General features: G+C 68.6%; 13 protein-coding genes and 4 pseudogenes. 6 read left to right on the top strand and 11 right to left on the bottom strand.

The window, feature by feature from the left end; genetic code table 11:
- The coding region (locus H1D24_RS13375) for a hypothetical protein (protein WP_181657680.1) at positions 1-462 on the bottom strand (462 nt) is incomplete at its 3' end.
- A 607-nt stretch (positions 463-1,069) separates the two neighbouring features.
- Between H1D24_RS13375 and H1D24_RS13370 the strand changes: the two genes are divergently transcribed.
- Positions 1,070-1,903, top strand: a complete 834-nt coding sequence (locus H1D24_RS13370) for a helix-turn-helix domain-containing protein (protein ID WP_181657679.1) — start codon at positions 1,070-1,072, stop codon at positions 1,901-1,903.
- 190 nt (positions 1,904-2,093) lie between these two features.
- Positions 2,094-3,118 (top strand): annotated as a pseudogene (locus H1D24_RS13365) (IS5 family transposase).
- On the opposite strand, the gene H1D24_RS13360 reads toward H1D24_RS13365, so the two are convergent.
- Positions 3,067-3,798: an SDR family NAD(P)-dependent oxidoreductase gene (locus tag H1D24_RS13360; protein WP_181657678.1), complete on the bottom strand. Its 732-nt coding sequence runs from the start codon at positions 3,796-3,798 to the stop codon at positions 3,067-3,069. The pseudogene H1D24_RS13365 and the gene H1D24_RS13360 overlap by 52 nt on opposite strands.
- 175 nt (positions 3,799-3,973) lie before the next feature.
- On the opposite strand from H1D24_RS13360, the pseudogene H1D24_RS44025 reads away from it, so the two are divergent.
- Positions 3,974-4,135: pseudogene (locus H1D24_RS44025) on the top strand (TetR family transcriptional regulator); the annotation flags it as partial.
- Between the two features lie 100 nt (positions 4,136-4,235).
- Here H1D24_RS44025 and H1D24_RS42335 read toward each other — a convergent pair.
- From H1D24_RS42335 to H1D24_RS13340, 3 genes are all read right to left on the bottom strand, one after another.
- The gene (locus H1D24_RS42335; protein ID WP_258564025.1) at positions 4,236-4,634 is read right to left on the bottom strand and encodes a hypothetical protein; all 399 of its coding nucleotides are present in this window, start codon (positions 4,632-4,634) and stop codon (positions 4,236-4,238) included.
- Between the two features lie 361 nt (positions 4,635-4,995).
- On the bottom strand, positions 4,996-6,084 hold the full coding sequence (locus H1D24_RS13345) for an alkene reductase (RefSeq protein WP_181657675.1): 1,089 nt from the start codon (positions 6,082-6,084) through the stop codon (positions 4,996-4,998).
- Between the two features lie 180 nt (positions 6,085-6,264).
- Positions 6,265-7,611: an aldehyde dehydrogenase family protein gene (locus H1D24_RS13340; protein WP_181657674.1), complete on the bottom strand. Its 1,347-nt coding sequence runs from the start codon at positions 7,609-7,611 to the stop codon at positions 6,265-6,267.
- Between the two features lie 169 nt (positions 7,612-7,780).
- Here H1D24_RS13340 and H1D24_RS13335 point away from each other — a divergent pair, with 169 nt between their 5' ends.
- Positions 7,781-8,134 (top strand): ArsR/SmtB family transcription factor, encoded by a 354-nt coding sequence (locus H1D24_RS13335; protein WP_060895109.1) that lies wholly within the window; start codon positions 7,781-7,783, stop codon positions 8,132-8,134.
- Between the two features lie 827 nt (positions 8,135-8,961).
- Here H1D24_RS13335 and H1D24_RS13330 read toward each other — a convergent pair.
- From H1D24_RS13330 to H1D24_RS13310, 5 genes are all read right to left on the bottom strand, one after another.
- On the bottom strand, positions 8,962-9,651 hold the full coding sequence (locus H1D24_RS13330) for a TetR/AcrR family transcriptional regulator (protein WP_309484296.1): 690 nt from the start codon (positions 9,649-9,651) through the stop codon (positions 8,962-8,964).
- 290 nt (positions 9,652-9,941) lie between these two features.
- On the bottom strand, positions 9,942-10,700 hold the full coding sequence (locus tag H1D24_RS13325; protein ID WP_181657673.1) for an SDR family oxidoreductase: 759 nt from the start codon (positions 10,698-10,700) through the stop codon (positions 9,942-9,944).
- On the bottom strand, positions 10,697-11,485 hold the full coding sequence (locus H1D24_RS13320; protein ID WP_181657672.1) for an enoyl-CoA hydratase/isomerase family protein: 789 nt from the start codon (positions 11,483-11,485) through the stop codon (positions 10,697-10,699). Before H1D24_RS13320 ends, H1D24_RS13325 begins: the two co-directional genes overlap by 4 nt.
- On the bottom strand, positions 11,482-13,125 hold the full coding sequence (locus tag H1D24_RS13315) for an AMP-binding protein (protein ID WP_181657671.1): 1,644 nt from the start codon (positions 13,123-13,125) through the stop codon (positions 11,482-11,484). The genes H1D24_RS13320 and H1D24_RS13315 overlap by 4 nt, the downstream gene beginning before the upstream one ends.
- A complete protein-coding gene (locus H1D24_RS13310; protein WP_181657670.1) occupies positions 13,122-14,870 on the bottom strand; it encodes a CocE/NonD family hydrolase in 1,749 nt (582 codons plus the stop codon). Before H1D24_RS13310 ends, H1D24_RS13315 begins: the two co-directional genes overlap by 4 nt.
- Before the next feature lie 279 nt (positions 14,871-15,149).
- Between H1D24_RS13310 and H1D24_RS13305 the strand changes: the two are divergent.
- Positions 15,150-15,985: pseudogene (locus tag H1D24_RS13305) on the top strand (NAD(P)-dependent alcohol dehydrogenase); the annotation flags it as partial.
- Here H1D24_RS13305 and H1D24_RS44020 read toward each other — a convergent pair.
- Positions 15,964-16,059, bottom strand: a pseudogene (locus H1D24_RS44020) (carboxylesterase family protein); the annotation flags it as partial. The pseudogenes H1D24_RS13305 and H1D24_RS44020 sit on opposite strands and share 22 nt — an antisense overlap.
- On the opposite strand from H1D24_RS44020, the gene H1D24_RS13295 reads away from it, so the two are divergent.
- A complete protein-coding gene (locus H1D24_RS13295) occupies positions 16,031-16,681 on the top strand; it encodes a carboxylesterase family protein (RefSeq protein ID WP_181657712.1) in 651 nt (216 codons plus the stop codon). The pseudogene H1D24_RS44020 and the gene H1D24_RS13295 overlap by 29 nt on opposite strands.
- Positions 16,682-16,846: the final 165 nt, after the last annotated feature.

The following is a 16,846-nucleotide window of genomic DNA, read 5'->3' as shown; positions in this document are numbered from 1 at the left end:
GGAGAGGTCTTCGTCGAGATGACGCAGGGTGGGGTCCTCGATGTAGTCGGTCGCGTACGCCTCGTGGTGCAGCAGGTCGGCCAGCATCTCGGCGCGCCGCTCGATATGGGAGTCGTAGCGGTGGCGGGCCATGACGCGGCCCCGCGTGGTGAGCCGGTGCAGGACGTTGGGAGGAAAGTCGGGCAAGAGCCGGACGAGCTGTTCGAAGCTCGCCTCGCTGGTGTCGTCGCACCACAGGTGAGCCAGCTCGTGGAGGATGATCCGCATCCGATGGAAGGACGTGGTGCCCTCGACGTACAGGACCAGGTCGACGGGGACGTCATCCAGCTGGAGCCATAGTCCGCACACGTCGGTGTTGGCGAGCAGATGGTCCGGGATAGGCACCAGCTTGATACGCCGGCCCGTCACAGCCTCGATGCCCTCGATCAGCCCTTCCAGAGTGAACGGTCTTGGGATCGGCATGTCGGCCAGTAGGGTTTGGCACTCCTCACGCAGCTCACGCCGTGTAGCCGTCTTCGTGGGGCGCTTCCCCGGGGGCCGGTCTGTTCCTTTCCGCCGCCAGTCGGTGAGACGGGCCACCCATCTTGGGACACCGTGGTTAATGCCGAGCGTCGCCATTAGTCGACTCAGCGGGCAGCCGGGGCGGCTGTGTTCGGCTTCAGCAGGTCCTGGCGCTGCACCACCGACACGGAGTCACCGTATTGCCGGAAAGTGCAGGTCGCGACGGGGCGTATTCCGTCGTCGCCTGCAGTAGTCAGAACGGAGCGCAACATGGAGATCCTTTACGAGCGCAAGCCGAGCAGGACTGCGCCAGAGGGGCGTTTCCCCTGGCGTCAGTGACCCTATGGCCGAATCACAAAAGTCACAGGAATCACAGGCTGCGCTTATCCTTCGAATGAGAACTGACAGTTCCCACGGCAAGATGGTCGCTGTTTCAACTATGTCTCGACATGGGTGGTTGCATGCTTCAACTCACCGGGAATTGGGTCGCGGTGATGAGGGGGCGGGGTGACGAACGGCGGTGCTGGAAGCCGGGGGGTTGTGGCGTGGATCCCATACGGGGCGTTACATGAACGTTACGATCGATGGAGGAGGCGATCGCCTCCTTCTCACCCGCATACTGCGACAAGCGCGTGCACGTCGAAATACATCGGACATACCTGGGTTTACCGAGGCGTTCGGTGTGAGGGCCGCCCGCGGGATCACCCAGGCCCAGACGGCTCAGCTGGCGGGCGTCTCCCGCCGCTGGTACAGCGCCCTCGAATCGGGGCACCCGGCGAACTACAGCGATGCCTTTCTGTCTGAGGTCCGCCGCATCCTTGCTCTGAACCCCGACGAATGGGACATCGTCCATCGCATCGCTCGCGGTCGAGCCCCGGACTCCGCCTCCGCAAGTCCCCTCAATCGGCAGGTGCCCTCGGCCCTGCTCGCGCTCGTCGAGCAGAGTCCGACCTGGGGTATCTATCTCAGCGACCACCGCTGGGACGTTCTCGCTTACAACGAGAAGGTCCAGGAGTACTTCCCCTGGATGGCAAGCGGGCTCAACGTCGTGGAATGGGTGCTGACCTGGCCGGAGGCGCGAGAGCAGCTTGTCAACTGGCAGGAGGACTGGGCTCTTCCTACGATTGCTGCTCTCCGGGTGAATGCGGAACAGTGGCCACACGACGAGCGCCTTGAGGAAGTCATTGAGACGGTGCGGCTCGACGCCAGAGCCCGCAAACTATGGAACGCCTCTAACCTGCCGACGGTCAGCTATCCTGCATCCAGCTCACCCCGCCGCCTTTACCTACCTCGTCATGGCGGCAGGGAATTCGCAGTGCGAATCGTTGGGCTGACTCCCATGGAGATGCCTTCCTGCCGTCTGATAGCCATCACGCCCGCAGAGCTGGTCCGGGTGGAATGAGACGACCCACGGCGCCCCTCCATCCGTGTCCTCGGATCCGGGGTGTGAACTTCCTTGCGGAGTCCATGAATTCGCGAGTCGCTGTGCTGAACCAGGGCCCGACGGCTTTGTGTTAGGGCCTGTTCGGAGTCGTGATCTCGGTCCCGGTGATCGCTTCCGCCAACGGCGATCGAACTGGTAGAACACCCGTGTGCCGCGACGCGAACTGAGTGATGGTGACTGGGAGTTGATCCGCCCTCACCTGCCGATCGGGCAGTACGGCCCCTATCCGGAGCACCTGCGCGACCAGCTGGAGGGGATCATCTGGCGGTTCCGCACCGGCAGCCCGTGGCGGGACGTGCCGGAGGCGTTCGGCTCCTGGTCCACGGTCTACGACCGGTTCGCCCAGTGGCGCGAAGCCGGAGTGTTCGCCGCCGTGATGGAGGCCGTGACCGCCGAAGCCGCCCGCCGCGGGCAGGCGGACTTGTCCCTGATCAGCGTGGACTCCACCACCGCCCGCGCTCACCACGACGCGGCCGGTATGGTCGTGGACGAAGAGGTCCTGTCCGCCCTGGAGAAGGCCGCCGAGGCCGAAAAAGGGGCACGCGAAAGGCGCGAAAGCGGCGCAAGCGGCAGGCCGCAGCCGAGGCGGTGACCCCGGCCGAGGAGGCCGAGCCCGATCCGGAGCGCGAGGAGCGCCGCCGGCAGCGGCGCCGGCGCCGGGCGCGGTTGAAGGCGGCGGCCCTGGGCCGCTCCCGCGGCGGCCTGACCTGCAAGGTTCACCTGTCGGCCGACCGACGCTGCCGTCCGCTGTCGTTCGTGGTCACCCCCGGGCAAGCCGCCGACAGCCCGCAGTTTTCCGCCGTGCTGGCCGGGGTGCGGGTGCGCGGACCGGTCGGACGTCCGCGCACCCGGCCCGGCGCCGTGGCCGGCGACAAGGCGTACTCCTCCCGAGCCAACCGCGCCCACCTGCGCAGACGGAAGATCAAGGCGGTCATCCCGGAGAAGGCGGACCAGGCGGCCAACCGGAAGAAGAAGGGTGCGAGGGGCGGGCGCCCGGTCTCGCACGACGCCGAGTTGTACAAGGAGCGCAACACCGTGGAGCGGTGCATCAACAAGATCAAGGACTGGAGGGGGCTGGCCACGCGCTTCGATAAGAGGCCCGACAGCTACATGGCGGGGCTTCAGCTGCGCGGCGCGGTCATCTGGTTGCGCAGCCTCCACCCCGCCACATGATCACAACTCCGAACAGGCCCTAGGGCCTCGGGGTCGTCCTGCCAGTGGCGGGTGGCCCAGGTGGCGAAGGGTCCGCACATCAGGGTGTTGACGCGGACCGTGGGGCCGAACGCGTGCGCCAGGCCCTCCGTCATCGCGTTGAGTCCCGCCTTCGCCGCCGCGTACGGCACGATCGGGGCGCGCGGGCGCAGTGAGCCGGTGGAGCTGACATTGACGATGGCTCCGCCGCCCGCCGCGGCCATCCGCTGCCCGGCGAGTACGGAGAGGCGGAACGGACCCTTGAGGTTGAGGGCGACGACGGCGTCGAACATCTTCTCCGTCACCTCGCCCAAGTCCTCGTACACCGGCGACATTCCGGCGTTGTTGACCAGCACGTCGAGTCGGCCGAAGCGCTCGTGCACCGCGTCCACAAGCCCCGGCAGCTGGTCCCAGCGGCCCATGCGGACGGCGTACGGCAGGGCGGCGCGGCCCGTCTCCTTCTCGATCTCACCTGCGGTGGTCACGCACGCCTCGTAGGTCCGCGAGGCGATGACGACGTCCGCGCCGCAGCGTGCCGCCCCGAAGGCCATCTCCCGCCCCAGCCCGCGGCTGCCGCCGGTGACCAGGACCACGCGGCCGCTGAGGTCGAACAGGCCGTCCGCGTATCCCGTGTGTCCCCTGTTGGATGCCCTGTGTCCCATGTGCGTCGCGCCCCCGATGACAGGTCCGGCAAGTGCATGCGAAATTAGCATTCTCGTATTCCAGAATGGAACTCTAGTGCAGGAGGTGGAGCGTTGACTCCGACCGTCCCCCCAGCCGCAGACTCCTACCGCCCCCCAACCGCACTCGCTCGCCGAACGGGCCGTACGCCGCCGGATGTCGGGTGCCGAACAGAGTGCCCGTGCCGAGGTGGATGCCCTGCTCGATGCCGGGCTGCGGCTGATGACCGAGGGCGCCCCGCGTCCGCCCCGCGTCGCCGACATCGTGGCCGCCGCAGGGCTCTCCAACGATGCGTTCTACCGTGCCTTCTCCGGCCGCGACGCACTCGTCTCGTCGCGGGGTGGCTCAGGCGGGACGGATGGGCTCCCGAGGACGCGTCAGCGCTGGCCACCCTTCTTCTTGCTCAGGTACGCGAACTTCAGCTCGACCTTCTCGTGTCCGGAGACCGTGCGCGGGCCGATCGGGCGCTCGAGTTCGCCGTCTCTCTCCTCGATCGTGTGCGAGGGCCGAGCGGGCTGTGACAGGCGCCCGACCCTCCCAGCGCCTCCGCACGGGCCGGGTCGCAGGACATCCCCAGCTCGGCGCAGACCTGCTTGACCATGACCGGCCTGTCCGCCCGCCGCACCACCTCCATGATTCGTTGGTAGTCCTCGGGCAGGATCGCCTCGTCCGTGCCGCGCTCGCGCTGCGGCACCAGCAGCACCGCACGGCCCGCGACCTGCCCAGCGGCCTGGGTCGGCGTCGCTTCCTCCTCCGTTTCGGTGCTCGGCCAGCCGGCGTGCGACCCGCTCGGCGACGACGAGCTCCTCCAACTCATCGTGCACCTCTTGTAGCCGCTGACTCAACTTCTCCGCATGCACCTCGAATTCGGCTCTGCGGGCCGTGATGAGCTCCAGGTCGGGGTCCGCATCCTGGGCCACCTGTTGCACCTCCCGCCCGGCTCGTACGGACATGCGTCCCATGCGCACGCCGGGGAATCCCCGATCGGCGATCACCGTAACAGCAGACGATCTTGAGCTCCGACAACCGCTCCCGACCAGCACAAGTACAGGTGGGCGCGGTTGAGCAGAGCGTTGGCGACGAACGCGGCCGCGGGGTCGGAGTCGGGAAGCCGGTTGACGGCGGTCGGATCGTCCTCGCTCAGCCCGTCCACTCGCGGGTGCTGACCTCTTTTCAGGTCACGCGCTGTCGGCGGACAGCGTCGGGTAGTCGGTGTAGCCGGTGTGGTCGCCGCCGTAGAAGGTGGCCGCATCGGGGGTGTTGTAGGGGCCGCCGGCTGCGAGGCGGGCGGGCAGGTCCGGGTTGGCCAGGAACTGCGCGCCGAAGGCGATGATGTCCGCGGTGCCGTCCGCGATGTGGGCGAGAGCGCCGGGGCCGGTGGTCTCGGGGTGGGTGAAGGGGTTGAGGATGAACGCCGTCGGCCAGTCCTTGCGCAGCCGGGCGGTCAGGTCGCGGTCCGGGCCTTCGACCAGGTGCAGGTAGGCGAGGTCCAGCCGGCCGAGTCCGGCAATCAGGGTGGTGTAGGTCTCCAGCACGTCCGCCGGGTCGGTCTCGGCGATGTCGTTGTAGGGGTTGCCGGGGGAGATGCGGAAGCCGGTCCGGTGGCCGCCGATCGCCTCCGCGATGGCCGTGGCGACCTCGATGCCGAAGCGGACCCGGTCCGCGGCGCCGCCTCCCCAGCTGTCGGTGCGCATATTGGTGTTGGGGGCGAGGAACTGGTGGATCAGGTAGCCGTTCGCCCCGTGGATCTCCACGCCGTCGAAACCGGCGGCGATCGCGTTGCGCGCGGCGTCGGCGTAGTCGGCGATCGTCTGGGCGATGTCGTCCTGGTCCAGTTCCTTCGGCGTGACGTAGTCCTGGGGGCCCTGGTAGGTGAACACCTGGCCCGTCGCCGCTATGGAGGAGGGGGCGACGGGGATGAGTCCCTCGGGCAGCAGGCTGGGGTGGCTGATCCGGCCGGTGTGCATCAGCTGCGCGAAGATCGTGCCGCCCTGGGCGTGGACGGCGTCGGTCACCTTCCGCCAGGCGTCGACCTGCTGGGCGGAGTGCAGGCCCGGGGTGTTGGTGTAGCCCTGGCCGACGACCGACGGCTGGATGCCCTCGGTGATGATCAGGCCGGCGCTCGCGCGCTGGGCGTAATAGGTGGCCATCAGCTCCGTCGCCGTGGCTGCGGGAGCGTCGGCGCGGCTGCGGGTCATCGGCGCCATCGCGATGCGGTTGGCGAGCGTCTTGCCGCTCAGGTCGATCGGGTCGAATGCGGTGGTCATGGCAGCTTCCTTCGAAGAACGGGTCGGTGGAAGAGGCAGGCGGCGGCATGGGCCTGGCGGGGTGTCGGGGAACTGGTGATCGGCAAAGCAGAGACCTCAGCAATCCCCATGCCGCTGGTCAGAGGTACTTTCTGCTTTGTCGATCACCAGTTGGGCAGCCTGCTTCACGAAAGCGCGGGCCTAGTTGAGCGGCACGTCCGCGACGGCCTTGAGGTGGCTGAACGTCTCGAGGGAGTACCGGCCGTGGTACCGGCCCATGCCGCTTTCGCCGACGCCACCGAAAGGCAGTCCCGGCATGAGCAGCTGCATCACCGGCTGGCCCCAGGCGACGCCGCCGGAGGAGGTCTCATTCACGAGGCGCGACTTGGTGGCCTCGGAAGTGGTGAAGGCGTAGAGCGCGAGGGGCTTTTCGCGTTCGTTGATGAAGGCGATAGCGGCATCGAGGTCTTCGACTTCGACGACGGCGAGGATGGGACCGAAGATCTCCTCCTGCATGACCGGCGATGCGGGGTCGACATCGGTGAGCACGGTCGGTGCGATGAACAGGTCGTCACGGTCGTGCTGGCCTCCCACCGCCGCCCGGCCGGAGTCCAGCAGACGGGTGAGCCGGTCGAAGTGCCGCTCGTTGATGATCCGGCCGAAGTCGGCTGCGGTCTGCGGGGTGGAGCCGAACTGGGCGTCGACCGCCGCGCGGAGGGCGGGGACCAGTGCGGCGGCGGTGGCAGGATCGGTCAGAACGTAGTCGGGGGCTATGCACTGCTGGCCCGCGTTGCCGAACTTGGCGCCGACCAGCCGCTTCGCGGTCTCGTCCACGTCGGCGTCGGGCGCCACGAAGACCGGTGACTTGCCTCCGAGTTCGAGCGTGACGGGGGTGAGGTTCTTGGCTGCTGCGGCCATGACGATCCGGCCGACCGTGCCATTGCCGGTGTAGAAGATGTGGTCGAAACGCTGCGCCAGGAGGGCCGTGGTCTCCTCGGCGCCTCCCTCGACCACGGTGAGCACGTCGGCGTCGAAGTACTCACGCAGGAGTCGTGAAGCCACTGCCGAGGTGTGCACCGACATCTCGCTCGGCTTGGCCACCACGGTGTTCCCGGCGGCCAGCGCGCCGATGATGGGGTCGATGAGAAGGTGCAGCGGGAAATTCCACGGAGCGATCACCAGGACGACCCCGAGCGGGTCGTACGTGGTGTAGGCCGTTGTTGTGGGGCCGAAGTGGGCGGGAACCTCCACCGGGCGAGGCTGAAGCCAGTTTTCGAGGTTCGCCAGTGCCTCGTCGATGTCGGCGACGGTGAAGTCGATCTCCTGAGTCTTGGCCTCGGCGGCGTTCTTCCTCAGGTCCGCCCAGAGCGCTTCGATTAGTTCCTGCTCGTTCTCGACCAGCAGTGCCCGCAGCCGCTGCAACTGGTTGACGCGCCAGTCCAGCCCGCGGGTGACGCCGGTGTTGAACGTCGCACGAAGGCGGCCGACCACCTCCGCGGCCGCTTCGGTCTGGTGCGGCCTCGACTCGGTCGCCTGTGTTGTGGTCATGGGGTGTGCTCCGTTCTTGATGCAGGCCGCGCCGTCAAAGGCGTTGGTGGCATGCCGTAGTCCCGGTGATGGGCAACCCGGTGGATGACGGATGAAGAATCAATCCGTGCCTTCACTGTAGCCCATGTACGCGCTGACGCGAACATGAGGCAGGGGTTATTCTTTCCTTATGGCCAGTCGCACCTCATCCCCCCTCGTCCACCCCGACACGGACGACCTCGACCTCTTCAAGATCATGAGCGCGCTGACCGACGAGACCCGGCTCACCATCGTCGTCACCCTCTCCGTCTCCCCTGGCCTGGCCTGCAGCGGCTTCACGCAGGACGTCACCGCGTCCGTACTCACCCGCCACTTCCGCGTCCTGCGCGAGGCCGGTCTCATCCGGCAGCACGACGTCGGCACCCGCCGTTTCAACACTCTGCGCAAGGAAGATCTGGACCAGCGGTTCCCCGGACTGCTCGACCTCGTCCTCAAGGAGAGCGTCGGCCGCGTGGAGCCTTACGTGAACGCCGAGTGCGCCTGACGCTCCGGGGCACCCCTCCGTGGCCGCGACGAACCGGACCCACCGCAGCCAGGTGTTCAGCTTGCGGTCGGCATCGATCACGTCGAACGACACCCCCGGCGCAACATCGACCAGGCCACGGCCGAGCCGGGCGAGGCCGGCCGCCCGCCCGACGCGCGTGCGCCGAGCGGCATTAACCCGCGCCCCAGTAAGGCGATAAGCCACCGGCCCCGACGTACCCGCTTACACAAACTGGTCACTGACCGCCTGTGCACAAGGGTGCGCGAAAAACTCTGCGCCTGGGGCAAGCTCCGCGACGGCGCCGGTGCGGTGACGGCCGGGACTCTCCGCGCCTACGCCACCGGGAACTCGCGTACTGCAAGATCCCGCGCCACGTCCTGGTCGTCGACGAGTTCCCGATGACCGTCACCGGCAGGTGGCGCTCCTGGCGCCTTGAGGCGACCGGAACTGAGCAACGCACGCACTGCACCAGGCCGATGGTGCGCCACGGCCGTGGACCGAGACGCTTGGGGGCCAAGGTGTCCGGGTTCCCGGTGGTAGAGATTCCGACAATCCCCATAGAGGGTGAGGAGGCCGCACCGAACTCGGTGTTGCCGCCTGGGCCTGCCCCAGCGGGCGGTCTGGGAGAGATCGCAGGTGTCGGGCGCCCGCACGCCTTTCCCGCAGCGGGAGTGGCTCCTCGGGCTTGCTGCTGATGGCGGACGGCAAACCCGGTCTGCCGCCTGTAGGGCCTCGGGGGCGACGGTGGGGAAGAAGCCGGGCAGGTCGCCTCCCGGGGGTGGTCCCTGTCAGAGGCGACCCGCGAGGTGTGCACCTTCCGCCGGGCTCTACTCGGGTGCCGAGACCTGATCCTTGGGCGGGCGGACCGCCGTGGAAGGAGGCTCGGATGCGCCCTGCCCCGAGCTGAGCCCGTCCAGCAGGAGGTCGCCGAGCTCGGAGAACGCGTCGCCGGCGGTCAGGCCGGTGCTCTCCAGGAGGACCCCCGACTGGACCGCGTCGATGGTGACTGCCACGACCTGGGCGGCGAAATGCCCGTTGAGCGCGCGGAAAACGCCGCTCTGCACGCCCTCCTCGATCAGTTCGTGGACTCGGTGCGCGGCGGCGGCGGAGTTCGTGCGGTAGATCTGTGCGGTCGGTTCGTAGCCGACCATGTCGTCGTAGAAGGCGTGGGAATGCCGGCGCATCGCGGCGCCGACGCCGGTGAGGTAGACGCGGATGCGCTGCCGGGGATCGGGCTCGGCCTGGACGGCCTGTTCGATCTCGGCTGTCGCCTCCCGGAAGAAGGTGCGGGTGACCGCCAGCACCAGTTGTTCCTTGGTGGAGGCGAGGCTGTACAGCGTCGCCTTGGAGCATCCCAGTCGCTGGGCGAGCTCGTCCATAGTCACCGTGGTGAAGCCTTCGGCCAGGATGATCGCCTCGGCCTGGCGCAGCAGTTCGTCCCGCCGACGAGTGTCGACGACCCGCCTGCGCGCCGTTCGGCGCGGACGTCGGTCACGCGAGTCAGTTGGGGCCGTCACCGCAGCAGTCTCCCATCAGCGTCTCCGCCTGAAGCGGCGAGTGGTCGTCCGGCCGGAAGGCCGACCCTTGCTAATGGGTACCACCGTACTACTTAACGTACCCGAGGGGAGTGTTCCCGTGCGTGACGTTCGGACAAGGGATGAACGGGTTTAGCCAAGCCGGACTTCAGCAACGGCCAGAGTTCGCGCCACTCGACGCGGGCTGCTTCCGGATCCCGATCAGCGTGGGTGGGCCGGACGACGAAGGCTGACACTACGGACGATCGCCTGCTGGCCCGCCGCGTTCGCGGTTACCGGATGGAGGATCCGATGGAGATGCCGCCGTCCACGTCGAGGACGATGCCAGTGATGTAGCCGGCGGCTTCGCTGGCGAGGAAGGCTGCGGCTTCGGCGATGTCCTCGGGCCTGCCGGTGTGGCGCATCGGGACCTTGTTGGTGAGCTTGTCGCGTGCGGGACCGTTCATGGAGGCGAGCATGGGTGTCTCGATGAGGCCGGGGGCGATGGCGTTGGCGGTGATGCCGTGGCGGGCGCCTTCGAGGGCGAGGGTGCGGGTCATGCCGACGATGCCGGCCTTGGCGGCGACGTAGTTGGTCTGGCCGAAGTTCCCGCGCCATGACATGGAGGAGAAGCTGACGATGCGTCCGTAGCCCTGGCGCTTCATGGGGCCGAACGCGGCGCGGGCGCAGTGGAAGCCGCCGGTGAGGCTGACGTCGATGACCGCGTGCCAGTCGTCGTCGGTGATGTCCTCGACGCGGTTGTCGCGGATGATGCCGGCGTTGTTGACCAGCACGTCGAGGCGGCCGAGGTCGGCGGTGACGCCGTCGATCCAGGCGTTGACCTGGGCGGAGTCGGTCACGTCCACCCTGTTGGTGCGGAGTTTCGTGTCGTGGGCGTCGGTGATGGTTCCGGCGGCGTCGGTGAGGGCCTGTTCGTTGACGTCGGCCAGCGCGAGGGTGGCGCCCTCGGCGGCGAACCGGGTTGCCATGGCGAGGCCGAGTCCTTGTGCGGCCCCGGTGATGGCGACGACCCGTCCGTGGTAGCGATTCACGTGTTGTCCGCTTTCGTAGTGTGGGGAGCGAGGAAGGCCCGCAGGGCGTCGGCCACGGAGCTGGCCTGCCAGTTGTCGGCGAAGGTGGCGAGTTCCTCGCGCAGGGCGTGGTCGGGGGCGATGCCGTCGATGCGGTGCAGCAGCGTCTTGAGCCGTTGCTGGGCGGGGCTGTGGCGGTCGGCCAGTTGCCGGCAGGCGCGGGTGGCGGTGGCGTCGAGGTCGGCCTCGGGCACGATCGCCTGGATCCAGCCGGTGTGCGCGAAGGCGGTGGCGGGCAGGAGTTCGCCGGTGAGCAGGAGCCAGCGCGAGAGTCCGCGTCCGACCGCGCCGGGGAGCCGGACGCTGGATCCGCCGGCCGGTGTCAGTCGCCGGTTGAGGTGACCGTCGCCGATGAGGGTGGTGTCGGCGGCGACGACGACATCGCAGGCCAGCGCGAGTTCGAGGCCGCCGGCGACGGCGTGTCCGTGCAGTACGGCGACCCAGGGTTTCGGGCTGGCCGCGATGCGGCTGAAGCAGGCCGACACGTCGGTCAGGAAGTCGACCGGGTTCTCGCCCCGCTCGTGCAGCTGGAGGAACTGGTGGAAGTCTCCGCCGGCACAGAAGCTCGGCCCGTTGCCTGCCACCGCGATGACCGCTGTGCCGGGGTCGGCCTCGGCGCTGGTGATCTGCTTGTCCAGGGCCTCGATGAGGGGGATGTCGAGGGCGTTGCGTCGCTCGGGCCGGTTGAGCAGCAGCCATCGGACGGTGCCGCGTTGTTCGACGATGAGGGGGTCGGTGTCGGTCACTGTGTCTCTCGGGTGGCGAGTTCGGTGCGGCGGCGGTTGCGCAGCAGGTAGCGCTGGGTCTTGCCGCTGGGGGTCTTGGGCAGGGCGTCGATGAAGTGGATCGTGCGCGGGTAGGCGTGGGCGGCGTAGCGGGTCTTGACCAGGAGCTGGAGTTCGGTGGCCAGGTCCGGCGAGGCGTCAATGCCGTCGCGCAGGACGACGTACGCCTCGATGACCTCGCCGCGGACGTCGTCGGGTGCGCCGATGACGCTGCACTCGGCGACAGCGGGGTGCTGGGCGAGGACGCTCTCGATCTCGAACGGCCCGATCCGGTAGCCGGCCATGATGATGACGTCGTCATCGCGGGAGGAGAAGAAGAAGTCGCCGTCCGCGTCGATGCGCCCGGCGTCGCCGGTGAGGTAATAGCGGCCGTCGGCGGTGAACTTGGCGTCGCTCTGCCCTGGGATCTGGTAGTCGCGGAAGGTCATCAGCGGGCTCGCCGGGACATCGATCGCTACCCGTCCCAGCACGCCCGGCCCGGCGGGCTCGTCCTTGTCGTCGGCCAGGACGGTGAGGCTCCAACCGGGCACCGGCCGGCCCATCGATCCGGCCTTGAGAGGGCGGGCGAGTTCGGGGTGGTGGTGATTGGCCAGGGGCATGCCGACCTCGGTCTGGCCGAAGTGATCGTGCACGGCCAGGCCGAGCGCGGCGTCGGCCCATTCGTTGACCTCGGGGGTCAGTGGCTCGCCCGCGCTGGACGCCCGTTCCAGGCTCAGCCCCTGCGGCACCGGCGCCGACGAGGAGCGCAGTCCCCGGTACACGGTCGGGGCGGCGGCGAAGTCGGTGACCTGGTGGTCGACGAGGGTGCGCCAGGTCGTCTGGGGGGAGAACCCGCCGGACAGCAGCAGGCTGGGGATGCCGGCGGCCATCGGAGCGACGATGGCCGCGTACAGGCCGTAGGCCCAGCCGGGGTCGGCGGCGCACCAGTAGCTGCTGTCCTGGGTGACGCCGAGGCCGTACTCCAGGTAGATCTGCCATCCGGCGATGTAGGAGACGGGGTGGATGACTCCCTTGGGCTTGCCGGTGGTGCCGGAGGTGAACATGTGCACCAGCGGTCCGTCCCCGCTGGTGGTGACGGCGGGCACCGGCTCGGGCGATGCGGCCGCGACGAGGTCGGCCAGCAGGACGTCACCGTGCTGCGCGCCGCTTCCGGTGACGACGACGCGGCGCTGGGGGTCGTCCGGCATGTCGGGGCCCGGGTCGAGTTTGTGGCGCTGGTCCCGGTCGACGACCACGACGTGCGCGCCTGAGCCTTCCAGACGCAGGGCGATGGCCTGGGGCGCGAACGCGGTGAACAGCGGGACGTAGACCGCGCCGAGCCGCCAGATCGCCAGGATGACGGTGACCAGGTCGGTGCTCTTGCCCATCAGGGTGGCCACCCGGTCGCCCGGACCGACGCCGAGTTCTTGCAGCGCCCGGGCGTAGCGGTGTGAGTCCGCGGTGAGCTCTCCGAAGGTGAGCGTGGAAGCTTCACCGGTGCCGCCGACCACAGTGAATGCCACGCGGTCGGCGGGGTGCTGGTCGCACAGCAACCAGGCCACATCGAGGGAAGGAGCCGTGAATCGCGCGGTCAGCTCGGCGACCCGGTCGGCGGCGCTCATCGCTGGTCCTTCCGGTCGATGATCGGCAGGACCAGACGGCTGGGATGGTTCGGCCCGTGATGGATGTGGTTGACCGCGGGAATCATCTGCTCCTCTCCCTCCCGGGCAATGACGCCTCCGGTGTTGGTGTTGCGGTCGTAGCGGGGGAAGTTGCTGCTGGAGACGTCCACACGGATGCGGTGACCGGGAAGGAACACATTGGACGTGGCGGTCATGTCGATGGTGATCTCGTAGACCGTGCCGGGTTCCATCAGTTCTTCTGTGGAGAGGCCGCCTCGGTAGCGGGCGCGCAGGATGCCGTCGCACAGGTTGATCGCTTTGCCGTCGGGGAAGACGTCGACGAGCTTGGCGGTGAAGTCGGTGTCCACTGCCGACGAGGAGACGAAGAGGGTCAGGCTGACAGGACCGGTGACCTCGACAGCCTCCTCGAGTACGGGGGTGGCGAAGCACAGGACGTCCTCGCGGCCGGTGACGGTCCGCTGGTCGACCGGGCCGCAGAGTTCCAGTGTCACTGGCATGGATGCCCCGCCGGCCGTGGGAATCGGGCGGCGCGGGTCGTAGAGGTAGGTGTCGCGCTCGGCGCCGGCCGGCGGCTCGGTCGTCAACGCGCCGTCGCCGTCAGCGGTGTTGGCATGGCCGGCGCTGGTGAGGTGGTAGTCGGTCCACTGCGTGTCGGGCAGCGGCCACTCCTGCTCGTCGCGCCACTGGTCGATGCCCATGACGAAGATCTTCACCGGTGCCACGTCGTCCAGTGCGGTGGTGTCGTCGCGGAGCCAGCGGTCGAAGAACTTCACGTGCAGGCCGGTCAGGCCCAGCATCTGGGCACTGGCCAGCGGGCCGAAGGAGCGGTCGGGATAGACGCCGGTCTGGGATATGTGGTCCCACGGACCGATGATCAGCCGTTGCCCCTCGCGTGCCTGCGCACTTCCTGCCTTCTGGCGGGCGGTGGTGTAGGTGCGGACGGTCTGGCCGATGTAGAGGTCGTACCAGCCGCCGATGTTGAGCGCCGGGGCGGTGACGTTCTTGAGCTCGGGCGTGAGCTCCATGGCGTCCCAGTAGGCGTCGTGGGAGGGGTGGGCCATCCAGTCGTCCCACCACTTGCCGTACTCCGCCAGGACCGGAACCTCGGCCGTCGGCAGCACGTCGTTCAGCGGCTCCGGGAACAGGAGAGCCTGACCGAGCTGCTGCAGCTGGGACGCGGAGCCCTCGCCGGCCGCCAGGGACCGCTGGGCGTCGGCCGTGTACATCATGGCGTTCCACAGCGTGACCAGGCTCAGTGAGAGCGCACCGCCCGCGCCGTACCAGGGCGCCTCGTAGTTGTCGATCGAGGTGAAGGCCGGCGCGATCGCCTTGAGGGCTGGGGCGCCGGTGACGGCGGTCTCCCACTGGACCATTCCGAGGTAGGACGCCCCGTACATGCCCACCGTGCCGTCCGACCACGGCTGGTCAGTGATCCAGGCGACGGTGTCCTCGCCGTCGGCCCGGTCGGCCATGTGGGGAACGAACTCTCCTTCCGAGCGGTGGGTTCCCCGGCAGTCCTGCACCACCACCGCGTAGCCCGCCTCCAGCAAAGCCATGAGGTCGGGCATGACCCCGCCCAGGGTGATGCCGAACACGTCTTTGCCGTACGGCATGCGCACGAGCAGCGTCGGAGCCTTCCCCTCGACTGGATGCCACACGTTGGCGGCGAGGGCTACACCGTCACGCATCGGAACTCGGACATCTATCTCGTACAGGTGCTGCATCGGTGCTCCTCGTCGAGCTGGCTGCGTTGCCCCGGATGTGGGTACGTTAGAAGGTACGTTCGTACCCTGTCAATTACCACGAGAAGGCTGACCTCTGGTGATTCGCCGTAGGCGACGGTGTCGGCGACGGGGGTTGATCGCTGTCGACGTCGTTCTCTGTCGTGAGGGAAGGGGTGATGGGCTCATGTTCGCACTGGCGCGAACATGAGTGACAGTGAAAAACGCACCCGGCCGGAAGAAGGCAGCCGGGCGCGCAACCCCCGCTAGGAGAACCACGGCATGACCACTGTTGCTGCGTACGCCGCACCCGCCGCCAACGCCCCGCTGGAGCGCACCACCATCGAACGTCGTGCGGTCCGCGAGTTCGACGTGCTGATCGACATCAAGTTCGCCGGTATCTGTCACACCGACATCCACCTGGTCCGCGAGGGCTGGGGCCAGGCGATCTTCCCGATGGTCCCGGGCCACGAGATCGCGGGCGTCGTCTCCGAGGTCGGCCCCGGCGTGACCAAGTACAAGGTCGGCGACCGGGTGGGCGTCGGCTGCATGGTCGACTCCTGCCGCGAGTGCGAGAACTGCAAGGCCGGCCAGGAACAGCACTGTGTACGAGGGGCTGTCCAGACGTACAACGCCATCGGCAAGGACGGCGAGATCACCTACGGCGGTTACGCCACGCATGTCGTCGTCGACGAGAACTTCGTCGTCCGTATCCCCGACGGGCTGTCCCTGGACGCCGCCGCGCCGCTGCTGTGCGCGGGCATCACCACGTACGCGCCGCTCAGGCAGTGGGGCGCGGGCCCCGGCAAGAAGGTTGCCGTGGTCGGCCTGGGCGGTCTCGGCCACGTGGGCGTCAAGATCGCGCACGCGCTCGGCGCGGAGGTCACTGCTACGCGACCAGTGACCCGAAGACGTTCGAGGAGCTCGCCGGCTCTTTCGACCTCATCGTCTCCACGGTGTCGGCGCCGCTGGACTTGGGCGCCTACCTCGGCCTGCTGAAGACGGGCGGCGCCCTGGTGAACGTGGGCGTCCCGGAGGAGCCCGTCTCCTTCCACCCGTTCTCCCTCATCGGTGGCAACAAGATCCTCGCCGGGTGCACGGTGTGGGCGCCCGCGGACTGGCCCGCCACGGTCACCGCGTTCGGGTCACCGCCGAACGTGGCGATGTTGTCGCGCAGGGATCCGCGCGCCGCGTCTACGGTCGACATCCTGGCTGCCCAGAGTGAGGCCGCACGCCATGCGGCTGGCCGGCTCCAGCTCAACAGCGCACCCCAGTTCATGCCGGTCGCCGGAGTCGGCCCGCTCCCGGACGAAGCGGGCTGGGCCGCACGCCTGGCCCACCGGGCGCCCGCTGTGGACGTCATCGTCGGCACGACCGGGCGGGAGATGAGCGCCTTCTACACCCTGAACCCGGCGCTACGCCGCCTGCGCCGGGTCCGCGTCCTAGGGCCGGCGACAGCGGACGCCGTGGAACGCGCCGCGAGCGCGGCCGTCTTCGACCGCCCCGCACGCCACCTGGCCGTACGGCTGACCAAGGCTGGCGCCCGCGTCTGGGCCTACCAGTTCGACTACAGCGCCTCCGACTCACCTTTCGGCGCCACCCACTGCATCGAACTGCCCTTCCTGCTCGGCACCGACGCCGACTGGGCCACCGCACCAATGCTCGCCGGCGCCCACCCGGACGACCTCGACACCCTCGGACGAAGCCTGCGCGCCGCCTGGCTCGGCTTCATCCGTACCGGCGCCCCGACCGCCGACACCCCCTGGCCGCAGTTCACGGCAGACACCCCCGCTATCCGCCACTGGCACCTCTGAGAGAGATGCCGAAGGCGCCCTTGACGGGGCCGAACACCGAGCGAGTGGACGGCGGTATAGGGCGGAGGGTTTGGGTCTCCGGACCGATGGCCAACACCTGGGTCCACTCGCCGACGATCGTCAGGACGCGGCCACGTCGGCCATCACCGTTGGTGAAGTACCGGT

It is taken from the genome of Streptomyces himalayensis subsp. himalayensis, from assembly GCF_013778455.1.
Classification (GTDB): Bacteria; Actinomycetota; Actinomycetes; order Streptomycetales; family Streptomycetaceae; genus Streptomyces; species Streptomyces himalayensis.
Note: the sequence above shows the minus strand (reverse complement) of the source record. Positions and strands in the feature narration are given on the sequence as shown.